The organism is Undibacterium sp. TC9W (assembly GCF_049339865.1).
GTDB lineage: Bacteria > Pseudomonadota > Gammaproteobacteria > Burkholderiales > Burkholderiaceae_D > Undibacterium.
The window spans coordinates 13,547-31,236 of sequence record NZ_JBMPPJ010000031.1; the positions used below are offsets into that span (position 1 = coordinate 13,547).

The following is a 17,690-nucleotide window of genomic DNA, read 5'->3' on the forward strand; positions in this document are numbered from 1 at the left end:
AGCCAAGTCCTTAAATCAAGTTCATTCTCAAAAGCCAGGACTTCAAGGCAAGATACTGCCCTTTAACAATATTGACCATTCCGCTTTGGCTATGGTGAAAAAGGTAAAGCTCGGTCTCTGCATGGAAATCAGCCAATTGATCAATGATATCTCTCCGAACCCATTCGGGTAAAGAATGCCATAACTCAATATCAATCTCTGATTTGCCCATTAACTGCACTGCGGCATGAATTACCTCATCTTCAGTATAGAAGCCTTTAGAGTGCATCGTTAATATTCCTATCAATTTCCTCTTAATTTCTGCCATCTCCTTTGTTTTCTGCAAATTTTGCTGACATAGCTGTGTTTCTTCAAACACGGCAAAAGCCTGCAACGTTTTTTTCCGGTCCATCGCAGATTTGATTCTCTCAAAAATCCAAGTTGCGCCTTTGTTTGCATAAATCAAATCGATTGGCTCATCACCTGGTTCGAATACCCATACGCAATTTGGCGTAGCGTCGCAAATGTGCATAATGACGATATCAAGGCCTGTAGGTTTCGCCTCGTCTGGTTCAATCCAGCCATTAGCTTCTGTCTCCAGCATATTGATGTAATCCCCGCACAAAACAAAGGAATACCAATTAACTTCTCCATCCGGGATAAATTTGGCCAGCCACTGGTATATCGGCCTTGGTTCTATCTTAATATGCTCGCCAAAGCGGAATGACACCGGGTTGACGATACCTTGCACTTCTAATTCTTCTTTCCAAAGGGTTTCCGTTTTATCGAATTCCCAATTCAAAAAACAGGGAACCATAACAGTAAGAATTGCATCCATGCAGAAGTCCCTCGGAGGTCGATTTTCTAAATATAGTTTAGTTCGTATGATTAAGAATAAGCTCTGACATTCGCACAGGTGAATGTGAAATAATTACGGTTACTTTTCAGGTCTGACAGGCAAGTCTTGACTTTTAATCGCGCCGAAACTGTTAAACAGGCAGCGGGATAAGTCGGCACTTGGTGCCTGGGTACCAAACAAATAATAGCTGACACCTCATCTATCAAAATACGATCTACACCATCTGAATCAGAACTGCCTTCAGTATCACCCCACCCAAGCTCTATTCCAGCGGCCTCGCTACCAAAGAACTCCAGGCCGCCTGCGTCAGGTGCTCGCGGTATTTTTTGGGTGAGGTATACACCCGCCCTGATAGCCAGGCACGGCAATAGTTTTCTGCCTGGCCTATCAACAGCGATGGCAGCAAATCGTCTGGTATGTGTTTGATGTGATCACGCCTGCCTGGTGCTGCCCACCATGCGTGCATGTTTTTATTGCGAGTGCGGTTACGGCTTGTCAGTTCACCGGCCTGCGGCCCTTTGGCAATTGCTGCCCGCGCCTGGTACTGGAAGCGTGCCAGCTCTGGCTGCTCAGTCACCCAATCGACATAGGCGCAAACGATCGCGGCCACGCCTTCCTGTGCGGTCTGGGCTTTGCCCAGGTAGTCTGCCAGCAGGCGCGCCTGGTCTTCGAGCGCGCTGAAGAACAGTGCTGCCACCAGGCCTTCTTTGCTGCCAAAGTGGTGATAGATATTACCGACACTGGTGTCGCAATGCTGCTTGATGATTTCTATGGTGGTCAGGTCCAGGCCATGTTCATTAAAACAGGCGAGTGCGCCCAACAGGATATCGCGCTTTAGCTGCGCACGCCTGCCGGGGTAATTGCGTTCAAGTACGTCTGCTGTTGCCAAGTCTATGCTGCCTGAAAATGAGTAAGAAGGTAAATGAGCGTGACCATTTGATGTCGATGATACCGCAGCTCGACCGGGAGTAAACCGCTTGACACCGAAAAATGTTCTAGAATAATATTCTTAACAGAATTTAATTCTATTTTAGAATATTATTCTAATTTAAGGTTTTTCTTATACACTTCAGGAGACAATCAATGAGCCAGGCATTAGAGATGTTCAAACTCAGCGGCCCCGAGCAATTCAGTAAAATGGTTTGCCAGATTGCCCCTTACTTCAGCACCATCAACCCCACACTGACTGAACTGCGCCCCGGCTACGCATCTGCCTGCGTGCCTTTTCGCCGCGAGATCACCAATCACCTGGGCACTATCCATGCGATTGCCCTGTGCAATGCGGCAGAACTGGTGGCAGGCACGATGACGGATGTCTCCATCCCGGCAGGCGGGCGCTGGATACCAAAGGGCATGACAGTGGAATACCTGGCCAAAGCCAAGACCGATGTCACCGCAGTGGCAGATGGCAGCCAACTGGACTGGAGCACGGCGGGCGACAAGATCGTGACCGTGGATGTCGTCGATGGTGGTGGCGTCAAGGTCTTCACGGCGCGTATCACCATGAATGTGAAACTGGCGGAGTAAGCAGGGGCGGGGAATTGGCGTCCCCTAATTTCTCCATTTGCCGTATTTAAAGAGTTACGATCCTGCACAACATCGACTACGCAAATCACCACCGTGATGTAGGGCGCATTGCAATGCGCCCTACGATTATCCCTTTGCGAAGCTTGCCGTGGCCGCGATAGCGACATTCAGTATGCTTGTATATTCCCTCAACTATCCATGTGCCACCAGGCATTGTTCTTGAAGTCGTAATACTCTGTTTCAAACACGATATAGGTAGCAGCGTAAAAAAAGCGTGGCTCTCCGTCTTTGCATTGATAGTCAGAAAATCCGAGTCTGTTTCTCAACCAGTCTTTCGGCAAACCCAGGGCTGCTATATCTGCCGGACAATGCCCATTTTTTGCGGTGTATTGCTGCACCATGCTGACGAGTTCATTTGCAATTTAGCGGCTGGAGAAATGCAGATAAGTGTGCGAGGCAATCACGCAACCAAATGCAGCGGTCCATAGCAATATCTTGTTCCTGAGCAAGCGCCTGCGATCCGGATTTTTTATCATCATGAAAAGATTAAAAATCAGGAAAGGCAGTGACAGCAGCATGACAAAAGCCAGCATGAAGCCTGTGTGTTTTTGTGACAGGATAGCGACAACGCCGGCGGCAGCAATATAGCTTTGCAACAGCGATAGCTGCTTGTCTGCTTGCGTAGCGACAGCACTCTGATCTTGAACTTCAGCCTCGTTTTCATCCTTCAAAAGCGCGCACTCCGTAATTACTTTCCTGCATGCTCGCGTCGTTTTCAAACCATTCTATTTCCGAGAAAGCCGCTTCCTCCGCGACGACCTCATCAATGGCGGCGATGATTTCTCTTAATTCAGCAACCGGCACTGGGCGCTTGAGGATTTTGTCGAAGAACGAGCGTTCATGCATGATGGCGATGCTCCACTGTTGCTCTTCAACATGGGAGCAACCGACGATGATCTTGCTGGTATGTAAACGCGGACTGGCAAATTCGATGAGATAGCCCCAGTCTTCTTCCATGCAGGCAGCCTCAAAACTGGCGGGCAGTTTGGCGCAAAGCCAGTTGGCGAGTGCGGCACCGTTCTCGCTTTGCTCCAGCGGTGGCTGGAATAATGAAGTGGTAAACCTGACTTGATCGCGCATGATGGGAAGGATTGCCTGAGCCTGAAAAAGAAACGACAATGGCAGGAGCTAATTTGCATTAATATAAAGTCTAAATAATAACGCAAATTGAGGTATGTCAGGTTCGGGGCAGAAAGGGAGTAAAAATTTTATCGCACTGCCCTGATATCGCAGCAGTTTTTGCATCCATGTTTACATAAATCTCAACAATGGAATCCATACTCGAAGCCATACTCCGCTTTCTTTTCGAAGCCGTGTTTCAATTCATACTGTATGGCACAGGCTGGGTGCTGATCCCTGCCCTGACTTTGGGTTTAGTGCATAGCGAAGATTTTAATAGCAAGGCAGCGCCAGGAAGATCATATTACTGGCGCGACCGTAAGGGCATCGTCCTGAGTACAGATATGACCATGCTGGTTGGCCTCTTGTTCTGGGTGAGTGTGGTTGTGGCAGCCTTTACCTATTTCAACCGCTAAACAGTACAGACTTACGCTCTGGTCCAGCCTTTGGCAATGGGCCAGGCCAGCAGATAGCGGTAAAGTCTCTCTATCATCTGCATGAACGGGTTGCCCCATCTTGCCCACACCGGTAACAGTAACAAATAGGCAAACAGCGAAACCGCAAGAGCACCCAGCATATCCAGCGGAAAATGCACACCCAGAAAAATCCTTGACCATGCAACAGCAATACCCACAACAGCCGTTACCATGCCCCACAGCAGCTCACCGGTCAGCAGCAGGCTGCAAGCCATGCTGGCAAAGACGATGCCGTGGTCGCTGGGGAAAGAGGGGTCGGCAGCATGCGCTATCCAGGTATGTCCCAGGCCTATCATGAAAGGACGCGGATGCGGCCAGAACATCGCCAGCAACTGGCCTATGCCAAGAGCGACACAACAGACCAGGCAGGCCCTGAGTGCCAGTTGACGACGCTGTGGCAGCCATAGCCAGGCTAGCACGAGGGCCAGCGGAATCAGGTAAATCAGCACATCGGCTATAACCGTTGCGGTGCGGATCAGGCTGGCACCCGTTTGATCACCGGCATTCAATTGTAAAAACAGGCTACGGTTCAATACTTCCAGCGCATTCATCAACTTCGTCCTTTTGGTCCTATATGGGGTTTATGTATGAATTGTATATGACATTCATAGGCGGAAATTATGGATAGTAAGCAAAATGATTTACGTGAATAATCAGGCAAGAAATAAAGCACCGGCCGCGTTGCAGTCAGATGCGATTTTTTTCTTTGGATGAAAAACCACAATCCCGGGGTGTTTTATCCCCGTCGCATATGGTTTGAACGTACTCAGATTTCGATACAAAATTTCCTTCCACTTTGTTTTTCCAGCACGTATTTTCACTCTCTTCCACTCTCTTTTCACTTTGCATCGCATGCTATCACTAAGCAGTTTTTACATTGCTTCACACATTTGCAAAGTCCTGCGTCGCACAAGAAAGCACGATGCGGTGCCGAAACGGCACAAGGGAGAATTTGTCGCAAAACTATACTCGCTTAAGCCCAGAGAAATTTGCTTGTTACGATGCAGGATGTAGAAGCCAGCAGATTTTTTTGACTTTATTAAATGTGTTTCGCGGTATCTCACCCATACTGATGAAACCTGATAAAAATACCGGAGTCTGTATATGTCAGCACAACTGCAATCCCTTGCTGTTGAACCCAACATCACCGCGCCACGCCAGCCGTGGAAAGAAATCTGCGCTGCCAGTATAGGCAATGCGCTGGAATTTTATGACCTGTTGATCTATGGCTACTTCGCCATTATCATCGGCAAGCTGTTCTTTCCGGCAGAAAGTGAAACCACATCCTTGCTGCTCAGCGTTGGTACCTTTGGCATTTCCTTTGTCATGCGCCCGCTGGGTGCCATCATGCTGGGGTCGTATGCTGACCGCGCCGGGCGCAAGCCCTCACTGACCATGTCGATCACCATCATGATGATAGGCACAGGTATGATCGCCTTTGCGCCGACCTATGCGCAGATTGGTATCGCGTCCCCTATCATCATTATCGTTGCACGCATGTTGCAGGGCTTTTCTACCGGTGGTGAATTTGGTGCCGCCACGGCTTATATGGTGGAACATGCTGACGGCAAACGCCGCGGCTTTTTCGCCAGCTGGCAGTTGTCTACCCAAGGCCTGGCGACCGTGCTGGCGGCTGGTATCAGTGCGCTGCTCAGCTACACGCTGACAGATGCGCAACTGAGTGACTGGGGCTGGCGTCTGGCCTTTGCCTTTGGTTTATTGGTCGGGCCAGTGGGGCTGTATATACGCAACCAGATTGATGAAACACCAGAGTTCAAAAAAGTAAAAGCCATCAAGGCAGAACGTTCACCCTTACGTACCGTGCTACTGCATGAAACCACGAACCTGCTGCTGGGCATAGGTGTGGTGTCGGGTGCGACGGCATTCAATTATGTGCACAAGCTGTACATGCCAACTTACGCCTTGAAGCAATTGCATATACCCGCCACATCTTCATTTTTGGGGGCGATGATCACTGGCGTGGTGTTGATGATTACGGCTCCCATCTTTGGTGCTATGTCTGACCGCTTTGGCCGCTTCCGTGTGTTGTCGATTGCGCTGATGCTGATAGGCCTGACGTCTTACCCGCTGTTTTTGATCCTGAACACCTGGCCAACGGTGACGACGCTGATTGCCGTGCAATTTCTGGTGGGCTTATTGATCGCCGCCTGTCTGGGCCCGATACCGGCAATGCTATCAGATATCTTCCTGACCACATCGCGCGGCACTGGCCTGGCCTTGAGCTATAACTTCTCTGTCACCATCTTTGGGGGTTTTGCACCGCTGCTGGTGACCTGGATGATCTCAGCTACCGACAACAAGATGGCGCCCAGTTTTTATGTCATGGCGACGTCTGCCATCAGCGTCATCGCCGTGCTGGCGCTTGGTCGGCGCATGACGCGCAGGCCGCAGAGTTAACACTCAGCTCACGCACCTCAGACATTTCCCCATTTCTACCGCTCTCCTGCATGGCAGGCTGGGTCACCCTTTGTCTTTTTTTGGAATTATTTACATGAAAACCCTGGATCAGATTCGTGCCGGATTACCTGTTTATCCTATCGAGGTCGATTTCCCTGACATTTCCAGATGGCAGAAAAGTAATACCGGCGTCGATTACATTCACACTTTCGACAGCGGCATCGCCGGCCCGCATGTGATGGTGATGGCGCTCACGCATGGTAATGAAGTCAGTGGCGCGATTGCTGTCGATGCCTTGTTGCGGATGCGGCCAAAGCCCTTGCAAGGCCGCATCACGCTGGGCTTTGCCAATGTCGATGCCTACCTGAAGTTCGATATCAACAACCCGGATGCCACCCGCTACATTGATGAAGACATGAACCGTGTCTGGTCAGCAGCCAGGCTCCATGGCAAGGGCGCCAAGGACGACAGCGTGGAATTGCGGCGCGCCCGTGCACTGCGGCCCATCATCGACAGCGTCGATTACCTGCTCGATATCCATTCCATGCATGAAGAATCACCACCGCTGATGATGAGTGGCCCTCTGGAAAAAGGCTTGCGCTTTGCCGCGCAAATTGGCGTGCCAACCAATGTCATTGCCGATGCGGGTCACCCGAACGGCAAGCGCATGCGTGACTATGGCGGCTTTGGCGATGTCAACAGTCCCAAGAATGCCTTGCTGGTGGAAACTGGCCAGCATTTTTCTGCGCGCAGCCGCGATGTGGCGCTGGATACAGCCAGCCGCTTTCTGGCAGCCACAGGTGTCATGGACATCATGAGTCTGTCACATTTCTTGAAACTGGCTTACCCGGTCACGCAACGCTTTTTGCAAGTCACGCAACCGGTTGTCGCCAAAACCATGGATTTTTCGTTCAGCCGTGATTTCCGTGGGCTGGAACTGATCAAGACTGCAGGCACCACGATAGCCACAGATGACGGCGCAGACATCGTCACACCCTATGACGATTGCGTCATCGTCCAGCCTTCATTGCGACACCTGGGGCCGAATGTCACCGTCATGCGGCTGGCAAAAAAAATACCGGATGGCCATGCAGACAACGAAGGACATGTTTGATTTTTTACCTGATTGATTTATCCGTTTTTTCCATCAAAACCTTGCAAGGAATTATCATGAAAACTCCACTCTTGAGCATCGCCGCATTGCTGTCTGCCATGTTAGTCACGGGCCTGGCGCAGGCACAATCCAGTGTCACCGTGTATGGCGTTGTTGACGCTGGTATCGTATATGAAAACAATGGCAGCACCACCGTCACCCGCATGGACAGCGGCATCTTGAACAGCAGCCGACTGGGTTTTAAAGGGACAGAAGACCTGGGCAATGGATTGAACGCCATCTTCCTGCTCGAAAGCGGCCTCAATGTCGATACCGGTGCGCAGTCAGACGCGGCCAGGCTGTTCAACCGCCAGGCCTTTGTTGGCCTTACCGGTGCGTTTGGTGCAGTGCGCATGGGTCGCCAGGTCAATCCTGTGTATGCCAACAATGCGACTTTTGATCCTTTTCGCATAGGCATGGCGGGGGATTCTTCCCGCCTGATCAGCTTTAACGGCAGCCGCACCGACAACCTGCTGACATATAGCTATGCCGCCAATGGCTTGCGGGGTGAATTGCAATATGGTGCGGGTGAAGTGGCGGGCAATAACAGCGCCAACCGCACCCTTGCTGGTTTTGCAGGCTACCAGGCCGGGCCTGTGGATGTCGTCATCACGCACCAGAACATCAGGAATGCGGCTGACACCAATGCCACAAAAATGACCCTGATAGGCGGCAATGTGCAAGTTTCGTGGGCGACTTTGTATGCCGCTTATGGCTGGGAAAAAGGTGTGATCCTTGGCACCACCGCCCCGCTGGACCAGCGCGATCTGTTACTGGGCGTGCGGGCCAAGGCTGGCGAAGCTGGCACTGTGGTTTTCTCCTACATCCGCAAGACTGACAAGGCGGTGGCCAATGCGGATGCAACACAAGTGGCGATAGGCTATATCCATGATCTGTCAAAACGCACTGCGCTGTATACCAGTTATGGGCAAATTCGCAATGACGGTGCGGCCAAATACAAGGTGCTGGTTGGTGGTGCGACGGACAAGGTATTGAACATGGGTGTGCGTCACTACTTCTAACTATCCGGCTTGGGCAGAGTGTCATGATTTAGTGTGGATTCTGTATGGATTCCCGATATTTAATCTGCGGCCTGCCCTGATGCCCATTGCATTATTCGTCGATTGAATTACCAAGGACTATGATCATGAAAACATTGAAATTATTCGCCCTGTCCTTGCTGATGGGGGTTTTTGCTCCTGCTTTTGCGGCAGATACGCCCGAAGACGCCATTGCCATCGTCAACAAGGGGCTGGCTTATGTCGATGCGCACGGCAAAGACGCGCTGATCAAGGAAGTCAATAATAAAAACCCGGCCTTCATCAAAGGCGATGTCTATCTTGCCCTGCGCGCGATGGATGGCACCACCATCGTCCATCCAGTCAACCCGCGTGCGGTGGGCAAGAATATGGTGGTCTTTGCGGATGCAGACGGCAAATTTTATAGAAAAGAAATCATCGACGTTGCCAAGACCAAGGGTAAGGGATGGGTGGAATATCGTTACAATAATCCCGAAACCAAGGAATTGGAAAAGAAAGCAACCTATTTCGTGCGCAGCGGCGATATCATATTGGAAGCGGGAATTTACAAAGGTAAGTAAGGCTAACATCGTGCCATTCGTGCCATTAGTGCCATTACGGATTGCTACCCAGAGGGAATCAAGATGCAACTGACATGGCTGGAAGATTTTGTCGAACTGGCGCGCACGCGAAGCTTTTCACGGGCGGCTGAAAACCGTTTTGTAACCCATCCTGCATTTGGGCGGCGCATACGCGCGCTGGAAGAATGGGTCGGTGCCAGCCTGGTAGAACGCCAGCAACCGGTGTCGCTTACCCCGGCAGGTTTGCTCTTCCTGGATGCCGCCGTCCACACGCTGGATGTGCTTAACGCCACCAGGGCACAAGTGCAGGATACGGCTTACCGCCAGGACGATACACTCAGGATAGCCACTGGCCGCACGCTGGCCAAAACTTTTTTTCCTGACTGGTACGAATCGGTAAACCGGCGCTATGGGCCGTTTTCTGCCTCTGTCACCACCAGCGGCGCACAAGAAGCCATCAAGCATTTATCTGCCGGCGATGTTGATCTGGTAGTCAGCTATTCCAGCCCGGCCACGCGCCTGCTGCTGGACCCAAGGCAATTTGAAACGATGACGCTGGAACGTGAGTTGCTGGTGCCTGTCAGTGCACCAGATGCACAGGGGCGACCCAAATTCCGCATCTCGGTTTCAGGCAATTCTCCAACTCCCTGGCTGGCGTATTCGACCTCGCTCACCTTGCGCGGCGTGCTGGCCAAGCACCTGTCTGAATTGCCGCGCAAGCTTGCCTTGCAAACCGTGTTCCAGGCCGACTCCTATGAATCGATACTGGAAATGGCCAAGCGCGGCACCGGTCTTGCATGGTTGCCCCAGCGCCTGATACTGGACGACTGGAAACAAGGCAATTTGATGATCGTTGGCGACGCCAGCATGCGTGTCAGTTTCGATATCTGCCTGTGCCGCCTGCGCAACAGTAACAACCCTATCGCAGATAAAATCTGGAATGGCCTGTTGTCTGACTCTGGCTTGCTTGCATAAGCGCTGCTGCCATCCTGCCTTGCGCTGAATGGCAGGATGGCAGCAGCGCTTCATTCAATAAAATGCCCGCCCGCGCCAATCACGGTGACCGTCACAAAACTCGATCCATTGTGCTTGCCAGCAGAGAAATCGACGGGGAAGTCGCCACAATTCCAGTCATGCATGGATTCCAGCGCGGCCAGCAAGGCTGGTCTGGTCAGCTTGTTACCTGTGCGCTTCAGCGCTTCTACCATAACCTTGGCGGCGATAAAACCTTCCAGCGAAATATGGCTGGGCGTGGTCTTCAGTGCCGCCGTGGTCGTGGTATTCAACGTGGCCTGGTATTCGCGGGCGATCTGGGTCTTGCCATTGAATGGCGACGGCACCACCTGCGACAAGACCAGGCCACGGCTTTCTTCACCCAGCTCGGCCACCAGTTGATGCCCGGCGATCAGGCTGCGGGCAAAGTATTGTATAGGCTTGACCAGCGCGGCCTTGTTGAATTGCTGGATAAACTGGACAGCATCTTTTCCAGACACGCCCAGCACCACGGCATCGGGGTGCGCCTGTGTCAGCACATTGATGTTTTTGGAAAAGTCACTGGACTGCAAAGAAATCACCGTGCTGACCAGCGGTGTCAGTTTCAGCGTCTGCACCTTGCCTGCCAGTTCTTTTTCCAGTGCGGCGCCTGACGAACTGTCATAGCGTATCAGCGCCATCCGCTTCAAACCCATGACAGAAAATTGTTTCATCAGGGTATCAAGCTCGGCAGAAAAACTGGCGCGTGTCATGAACAGATAAGGGTTGACGGTCGCATACAATTCATCATTGCCGGCATAAGGCGCCACATACGGCACTTGCGCCGCCGTAGCGATGGGCAAAGACACTTTCACCGTATTGGTAAACATATGCCCAAACAGCGCCAGCACATGATGTTGCGCTATCAGCTTGCGGGTATTGTCTTCTGCCTGTTTCGGCACGTAGGCATCATCAAAGGTCAGCAGTTTGATGGAATGGCCGTTGACACCACCCTGGCGGTTAATCTTGTCGAAATACAGCAGCGCACCATCGCGGTAAGCCTTGCCCAGTTCACTGAAACTGCCCGTCAAGGGGGCAGATTGTCCCAGCACGATGTCTGCCGCAACCGGATTATCCGCCAGTGCGCTGATGTTCGTTACTCCTAAAAATGCGCAGGTAAGCGTGATTTTCTTCAGCAAGTATCTCGTTTGCAATCTAGTCCCCTCAAAGTTGCCGCTCTATCTGAAAATCCATCTCGCAAGTCGCAAGTCGTAGCTTGCGATCAGGTTCGAGTATATAAATCAGCCACTGCGTATCCTTGCCGATAAGGCACACACTATTGCTGATTTGCAGAAGGGTGAAGCGCGAGAACGGCGATGACTGATAGAGGGCTGGCAACCATGATGTTTAATTACCATTCCCGGTGGCATTTACTGACTTAAAGTACAAGGACGTACCACTATTGCTATACGAAAGCATGCGTTTAAGCGAGCTTTCTTCACGCATGATCCATGTGTGCATAAAACCTTCATATGGAAGAAAAAGATTTCTCCACCTTTCAGTATTTTCTTCGTGTAGAATTATTCTAGCTTAATTGATAATTCTTATTATATGAATAGATAGGTCCGCAGAGCTATGCGCTGAAAGTACCAATGTCAAACATTCGATCGCAAAAGAAATCGAATAGCACTTTGTTTGAGGTATTCAAGCTACACTGCTTCAAGTTTCATTATGTTGTTCTTGTACCACCAAATTAGCCTGTATAAATCAGGTATCTCTACCAATAAGCAGTAGACCGGGATCGCCTTGCGTGCCCGGTTTAGCCCGGCGTATATATCGACAGGGTACAGACGATGGCCAACACGTCTCTGTCCTCAGTATCGATTGACCTCCTTCAGGCACGTTCACGGCAGTGCTTTGCTGCTTGCGCTTACCAATATGTATGTAGTCTGAAGGTCTGTTCAATAATGACAACACGCACTGACACGCCAATCCGTATACGTATTTGGCAACTGGCCATACTAGCCTGCTCTGCTTTGGGTATGTTCGCCCTGGTTCTCACCTGGATGCAGGCTCGCACACGTGAGGCCAATTTACGGATAGAGCATACGCAATTGGTACGGCGTGAACTTGCCAACTATGCGAAAGAATTGATTGATGCCGAGACCAGCCAGCGCGGATATCTGCTGACAAGACAGGAGGTTTACCTCGCCCCGTATCAACAGGTGATAGCTGATAATAAGCTGCATTTTGTGCGACTCACTGAATTGGTTAAAAACCCTGTCGCGGTAAAGCTATTGCCCCGATTGGGCCAAGTTTTTGACGCCAAACTTGAGGAAATTGGCGAAACCATACAGCTCGCCAAGGCAGGTCAGGCAGAACAAGCGCTTGCTATCATCCGCGAGGGTATTGGTCGGCGCTATACGGAAGAATTTCAGCAAATCGGCCAGCAAATTTCTAAAGCGGAAGTGGAACAACTTGAATCGCAACAGGCCATGGCTGAAGTCGCGAACAGCCGTGTACTTTGGGCAACAGGGATGGGTGGGGCATTTGCCGTCTTCCTGATTCTGTTCGCGGCGAGAAAAACAGTCACCAAGATTGATGTCCCGTTGCGAGATCTCATCAAGGGTCTGGATGCGCTGGCACAAGGGGATTTGACGCAGCGCGTCCACCTGCAATCTCAGGACGAAATCGGCAAAGTCGCCACGGCTTTCAACGAGATGGCCGATCGGCTGGTTACGGCGAATCTGGCAAGAGAACAGATAGAAGCCAAACTGCGCGAACATCATGAACATCTTGAAGAAATGGTCGCTGTAGCCACTGGTGAAGTCAATGCGATCGTAAGTACCGCCGTCAGCGGCATCATTACCATCGATATTGAAGGAATTATTCATGTCTTCAATCCAGCCGCTGAAAAACTGTTCGGCTGGCAGAATCGGGAAGTCACTGGCAACAATGTTGCCATGCTCATGACTGAACCTGACGCTTCACAGCACAATCACCATCTCACCCATTTTGCAGATACTGGCTTGAACAAGGTCATAGGCATCAAACGTGATCTTGTCGCACGTCGCAAAGATGGCAGCACCTTCGCCGCCCAGCTGGCTGTAGGACATGCAGAGCTTTCGGCAGGCAAACACTTTTTTGTCGGCTTCATTACCGATATCAGTGACCAGAAAGCGCTGCAAGACAAGCTGCAGCGGGCCAAGGACGCCGCTGAAGCCGGGGCGCGTGCCAAAGCCACATTTATTGCAAACATGAGTCACGAGATTCGTACACCCATGAATGCGATTATCGGTTTTTCCGAAGTACTGCTTCAAGATACCGCACTATCACCACAAAGTGCCGAGCATGTTCGCATAGTGCTTGAGTCAGCGAAAGCCCTGCTAGCCATCATCAACGATGTGCTCGACGTTGCAAAACTGGAAAGCGGGAAATTTGCACTGGAGTCTGTGGTTTTTCATTTGCCCAACGCTTTGGCAGATATGCTGAAGTTGCTGGACCACCAGGCATCTGAAAAGGGCTTGAAGATCGTACTTGAATATGATGTTGACCTGCCTTTGCGATTTGCGGGTGACCCCACCAGACTCAGGCAAGTCGTTTTGAATCTGGTGAGCAATGCCATCAAATTTACTGAAAAGGGAAGTATCCTGATTTCTGTCAAGCCAACTGAGCTCGAGAATGTGTTGCACTTCGCTATCGCAGATACAGGTATCGGTATGCTGCCAGAGCAAGTCGCAAGCGTATTCGACTCTTTTACCCAGGCTGATTCTTCGACAACACGACGTTTTGGCGGCACTGGATTAGGAACCACCATATCCAAACAAATCGTCGAACTGATGGGTGGAAAAATCTGGGTTGATAGTTGTAAAGGCGAAGGCTCAACTTTCCATTTCACCACCCTGCTCCAAGTAGCCACAACTTCGGCAGGTAGCTTGTTCGAAGAAGGCAGTACCATCGTTGACGGTTACATTTCACCCAGGCTATTCAATGTGCTGCTGGTCGAGGATATAGAAACGAATGCAACGCTGGTGACTTTGCGGCTACAACAGCAGGGACACCAGGTTGAATGGTGCCGTAACGGGCAAGAGGCATTATCCCGATATCAAGAAGCGCCGTTTGACTTGATACTGATGGACGTGATGATGCCAGTGATGGACGGGCTGCAAGCAACAAAAAAAATTCGTCAGCTGGAAGAACCACGCGGAGAGCACACGCCAGTGATTGCTCTCACAGCAAGTATCATGCGCGAGGATAACGAAAAATGCCTTGCAGCAGGAATGGACGGCATATTAGCCAAACCCATTGATTTTAACGATTTGATGTCAGCGATGGAACGCGCAGTACCTGCCGGTAAAGGTATCCCGAACGCAGTTCTGAGGATAGAGATCGCCGCGCCGACCACAGATGTTGACTTCTCGGCGCTGGATGGGATTGCGGATCATCCTGCCGCCATTCGCACCTGGCGCGATCCACTGGCGTATGCCAGGGCGCTGTCCTCTTTTGCGACTGAGCGCCGTAGCGATGCTGATGAAATGGAAAGACTTCTCAACACAAATTCGGACAACTGCGACAAAGCAAGAGAAGTAGCTCACGCACTTAAAGGTCTTGCGGGTAATCTGTTCATCACACAAGTGGCAGCGCAAATAATCGAGATTGATGCATATCTGAAAGCTGGAAAAAGAATAAACGCGATTGCAGGGCTAACACAATTGCGTGTGCTGCTTGCCCAGGCCTCCGACGCCATCGGGAAAATTGAGTTGGTAGAAATCAGCGAGAAGCCAGCTATGAAAAACTTCGATGTAAACACCGTGATGGAATTGTTTACGTCTCTTGAAAAAGCACTGGCGACTCTCAATCCGGATTTTATCGAGCCGGTCTTGTTGCAACTACGAGACTATTTTCCAAAAAGTGATCTTGCCCCCATCGAGAAAGCTGTCGAAGCGTTTGATTTTGAAACCGCGGCTGAAAAATCGGCAGCGCTTTCCAAAATGCTTGGCCTTGCGGGAGAATGAAAGATGATTTACAAAAAAATACTTGTAGTCGATGATGATCCGAACAATCTGCAAATGTTAAGGCAGATACTGAGAGAGCATTATCAATTGATATTTGCGGCAAGCGGCGAAAAGGCAATTCAAGCAGCCATATCTCACCAACCAGATCTGATTTTACTAGATATCATGATGCCGGACATGAATGGTTATCAGGTATGTGCAACACTAAAAGCAAACTCGGCTACGAGCGGCATACCTGTGATTTTCGTGACTGCAATGAGTGATATTGAAAACGAGGCGCAAGGTTTTGATGTCGGTGCCGTTGACTACATACAAAAGCCAGTATCTGCCCCCATACTTTTGCGCAGGGTCGAAACGCATTTATCATTGGTAAAAATGCGTTCACTGGAACTGAGCCACGAGCAATCCATCTTCATGCTGGGCGAAGCCGGACATTTCAAAGACAATGATACAGGCGCGCATATCTGGCGAATGGCAGCTTATGCTTGCGCATTGGCTGTAGCTGCTGGCTGGCCAGAACATCAGGTTGAGCGGCTGCGGCTGGCTGCGCCCATGCACGACACCGGCAAGATTGGTACGCCAGACGCCATTCTCAAAGCACCGCGCAAGCTGACGCCTGAAGAATGGATCATCATGAAGCAACACACTGATGACGGCTATAATATTTTGAGCAAATCTGACGACAAAATATTTACGATGGCAGCTGAAATTGCCCGCTATCACCATGAAAAGTGGGAAGGCAGCGGCTATCCAACTGGTCTGGCTGGTGGCAATATTCCAGAATCAGCCCGCATTGTCGCTCTGGCAGATGTTTTTGATGCCTTGACCATGAAGCGTCCCTATAAAGAAGCCTGGAGTATTGAAGACAGCATGGCAGAAATACACAAAGGTGCTGGCAGCCACTTTGAGCCACGGCTCGTTACATTGTTTGACGACATCCTTCCAGAACTATTACGTATCAAAGCTGAGTGGCCGGAGTAATAGATAAACGTAAAAGATAAAGTTTGATCAAAGTTTATCGACACGCAAACTCGACGTATGATTTCGTGTTCATTAGCAATGTAATGGCAAGGGAAAGAACTTGCGGAATTGAGGTGCCGCACCTGGGCCAAACCATCACCAACTCAGATTTTCCAGACTTTTTCCAGCATCGCATAACCATGCGCATCATATTTCTTGAGCTCTGGGTTTTGGTAAGGGTAGAAATCATTCTCGCCAAAGTAGGCTTCACTGAGTTCTGCAAAGTATTCCTGATGATTGCTCATGGCATAGGCTTCTTGCAGCTCTGGTCTGTGGTCACGCGTGACCTGGCGGTAAAGTCCGGCGGCTTTGGCCTTTTCATACGCGCCCAAGATAAGCGCATCCAGTTCAGGATGCTGGAAGTGGTAGGCATGTGCCATTTCATGCAACAGCCCATAAGGCTGGCTGCGCACCAGGGTGATAAATTCTTTCCAGTTGCAGATTTCTATATTTCCAGAAAACTCGACCGGGTAGCCATGCTCCTGCAGCCACTGGGCAGAGGGATGATGTTGCGCACCAAAGGCACGGTAAGTGCCGCTGGACACATAGATGCTGACGCTACGTAAACTGCTCTGCGCATGGACAGGTAATTTCCTGAGTTTGTTCAATTGATCAGTCACTACGCTGATGAAAGCAGATCTTGCTGCCGCATCTGCCGCCTGCAAACCCTGGTCGAACATCAGTGTCCAGCCATCAATTTGCTGCTTTTGATAAGTGCTGGCGGCGAAAGTTGGGGACGTGGTTAGCAAGAGCAGGGTTGAGCCAAGCAGCAGTGTGCGGCGGTTGATATTGAAAGATGGCATCGAATCCAGGTGCAGTGAATGTGCTAAGTATTATGCTGACATGCAGATTTTTGTCAGCAGGATTAAAGCACAAGCACCTGCCACGGCGCAATAGTCTGCGCCATGGTCTTATTGGTCTCACAGAGCGACAGCGATGCGTGGATCAGCGACGGTGTGGTGCCCAATGACCTTCCCTGAAATGCCAGGAATGGCCTACCTGTTCCCAATGATGCCCGACCCAGTAATGACCAGAGCGCGGTGCCGACCAGTAACCACGGTGCCAGACATGGCGGCCACCTTCCCAGAACCAGGCGCCACCTATCCAGACATAGTCAGGGTTAGGTGCTACACCGATCACTTCAGCATACGGTGCTGGCGGTGCAGTTTCTACGACGACAACGCCAGGGGCGTAGGCGGGTTGCGTATATACAGGCTGGGGTTGCGCATGATAGTAAGGGCGTGGCGCAACCACGCAGCCAGTCATCGCGGCTGCGGCAGCAATCGCCGTCAAGCCAAGTACAATTTTTTTCATTTTATTCTCCAGATCAATTCCGCACCATGTGGCGGGCAAGCACGGTGCATGCTTGCCATGTAGTGTCGATAACGGCCATCGTAAAGACGTTGTTGACCGGGTTTTGTAATGATTTGTAGCAGACAATTACAAGCAGACAGAGCTGGTAAGCAAATGAAACCACAGACATTGCTTCAAA

General features: G+C 50.8%; 18 protein-coding genes. 9 read left to right on the forward strand and 9 right to left on the reverse strand.

Annotation, left to right across the window (positions count from 1 at the left end):
* Nucleotides 1-10: 10 nt before the first annotated feature.
* Nucleotides 11-817 carry a hypothetical protein gene (locus ACO0LN_RS27360; protein ID WP_422979410.1) on the reverse strand — a complete coding sequence of 269 codons (807 nt, stop codon included), beginning with the start codon at nt 815-817 and terminating at the stop codon, nt 11-13.
* Between the two features lie 283 nt (nt 818-1,100).
* Nucleotides 1,101-1,727, reverse strand: a complete 627-nt coding sequence (locus ACO0LN_RS27365) for a TetR/AcrR family transcriptional regulator (protein ID WP_422979412.1) — start codon at nt 1,725-1,727, stop codon at nt 1,101-1,103.
* Nucleotides 1,728-1,921: 194 nt separating this feature from the next.
* Between ACO0LN_RS27365 and ACO0LN_RS27370 the strand changes: the two genes are divergently transcribed.
* Nucleotides 1,922-2,365, forward strand: a complete 444-nt coding sequence (locus tag ACO0LN_RS27370) for a hotdog fold domain-containing protein (RefSeq protein WP_422979414.1) — start codon at nt 1,922-1,924, stop codon at nt 2,363-2,365.
* Nucleotides 2,366-2,553: 188 nt separating this feature from the next.
* Here the strand turns inward: ACO0LN_RS27370 and ACO0LN_RS27375 are convergent, their stop codons facing one another.
* The 3 genes from ACO0LN_RS27375 to ACO0LN_RS27385 are packed head-to-tail and all read right to left on the reverse strand — an operon-like array spanning nt 2,554 to nt 3,505.
* Nucleotides 2,554-2,766: a hypothetical protein gene (locus ACO0LN_RS27375; protein WP_422979416.1), complete on the reverse strand. Its 213-nt coding sequence runs from the start codon at nt 2,764-2,766 to the stop codon at nt 2,554-2,556.
* A gap of 21 nt (nt 2,767-2,787) precedes the next feature.
* Nucleotides 2,788-3,096 carry a hypothetical protein gene (locus ACO0LN_RS27380; RefSeq protein ID WP_422979418.1) on the reverse strand — a complete coding sequence of 103 codons (309 nt, stop codon included), beginning with the start codon at nt 3,094-3,096 and terminating at the stop codon, nt 2,788-2,790.
* Complete coding sequence (locus ACO0LN_RS27385) at nt 3,086-3,505, reverse strand: hypothetical protein (RefSeq protein ID WP_422979419.1); 420 nt, start codon at nt 3,503-3,505, stop codon at nt 3,086-3,088. Before ACO0LN_RS27385 ends, ACO0LN_RS27380 begins: the two co-directional genes overlap by 11 nt.
* A gap of 188 nt (nt 3,506-3,693) precedes the next feature.
* On the opposite strand from ACO0LN_RS27385, the gene ACO0LN_RS27390 reads away from it, so the two are divergent.
* Nucleotides 3,694-3,960 carry a hypothetical protein gene (locus ACO0LN_RS27390; protein ID WP_422979421.1) on the forward strand — a complete coding sequence of 89 codons (267 nt, stop codon included), beginning with the start codon at nt 3,694-3,696 and terminating at the stop codon, nt 3,958-3,960.
* Between the two features lie 11 nt (nt 3,961-3,971).
* Here ACO0LN_RS27390 and ACO0LN_RS27395 read toward each other — a convergent pair whose 3' ends face one another.
* A complete protein-coding gene (locus tag ACO0LN_RS27395; protein ID WP_422979423.1) occupies nt 3,972-4,571 on the reverse strand; it encodes a phosphatase PAP2 family protein in 600 nt (199 codons plus the stop codon).
* Nucleotides 4,572-5,124: 553 nt separating this feature from the next.
* On the opposite strand from ACO0LN_RS27395, the gene ACO0LN_RS27400 reads away from it, so the two are divergent.
* The 5 genes from ACO0LN_RS27400 to ACO0LN_RS27420 all read left to right on the forward strand — a co-directional run bounded on the left by ACO0LN_RS27400 (nt 5,125) and on the right by ACO0LN_RS27420 (nt 10,166).
* A complete protein-coding gene (locus ACO0LN_RS27400; RefSeq protein WP_422979425.1) occupies nt 5,125-6,438 on the forward strand; it encodes an MFS transporter in 1,314 nt (437 codons plus the stop codon).
* Nucleotides 6,439-6,532: 94 nt separating this feature from the next.
* Nucleotides 6,533-7,552 (forward strand): succinylglutamate desuccinylase, encoded by a 1,020-nt coding sequence (locus ACO0LN_RS27405; RefSeq protein ID WP_422979427.1) that lies wholly within the window; start codon nt 6,533-6,535, stop codon nt 7,550-7,552.
* Between the two features lie 56 nt (nt 7,553-7,608).
* Nucleotides 7,609-8,613, forward strand: coding sequence for a porin (locus ACO0LN_RS27410; RefSeq protein ID WP_422979429.1), 1,005 nt, complete (start codon nt 7,609-7,611; stop codon nt 8,611-8,613).
* A 125-nt stretch (nt 8,614-8,738) separates the two neighbouring features.
* Nucleotides 8,739-9,191: a cache domain-containing protein gene (locus ACO0LN_RS27415; RefSeq protein ID WP_422979431.1), complete on the forward strand. Its 453-nt coding sequence runs from the start codon at nt 8,739-8,741 to the stop codon at nt 9,189-9,191.
* 63 nt (nt 9,192-9,254) lie between these two features.
* Nucleotides 9,255-10,166, forward strand: coding sequence for a LysR family transcriptional regulator (locus ACO0LN_RS27420; protein WP_422979433.1), 912 nt, complete (start codon nt 9,255-9,257; stop codon nt 10,164-10,166).
* 50 nt (nt 10,167-10,216) lie between these two features.
* Here the strand turns inward: ACO0LN_RS27420 and ACO0LN_RS27425 are convergent, their stop codons facing one another.
* Nucleotides 10,217-11,377, reverse strand: coding sequence for an ABC transporter substrate-binding protein (locus ACO0LN_RS27425; protein ID WP_422979435.1), 1,161 nt, complete (start codon nt 11,375-11,377; stop codon nt 10,217-10,219).
* A 753-nt stretch (nt 11,378-12,130) separates the two neighbouring features.
* Here ACO0LN_RS27425 and ACO0LN_RS27430 point away from each other — a divergent pair.
* On the forward strand, nt 12,131-15,178 hold the full coding sequence (locus ACO0LN_RS27430) for an ATP-binding protein (protein ID WP_422979437.1): 3,048 nt from the start codon (nt 12,131-12,133) through the stop codon (nt 15,176-15,178).
* A 3-nt stretch (nt 15,179-15,181) separates the two neighbouring features.
* Entirely contained in the window at nt 15,182-16,159 is a 978-nt protein-coding gene (locus tag ACO0LN_RS27435) for a response regulator (protein WP_422979439.1), read from the forward strand.
* 143 nt (nt 16,160-16,302) lie between these two features.
* Here the strand turns inward: ACO0LN_RS27435 and ACO0LN_RS27440 are convergent, their stop codons facing one another.
* Both ACO0LN_RS27440 and ACO0LN_RS27445 read right to left on the reverse strand, forming a co-directional pair.
* Nucleotides 16,303-17,001 (reverse strand): hypothetical protein, encoded by a 699-nt coding sequence (locus ACO0LN_RS27440; protein ID WP_422979441.1) that lies wholly within the window; start codon nt 16,999-17,001, stop codon nt 16,303-16,305.
* 142 nt (nt 17,002-17,143) lie between these two features.
* Nucleotides 17,144-17,512, reverse strand: a complete 369-nt coding sequence (locus ACO0LN_RS27445; RefSeq protein ID WP_422979443.1) for a hypothetical protein — start codon at nt 17,510-17,512, stop codon at nt 17,144-17,146.
* Nucleotides 17,513-17,690: the final 178 nt, after the last annotated feature.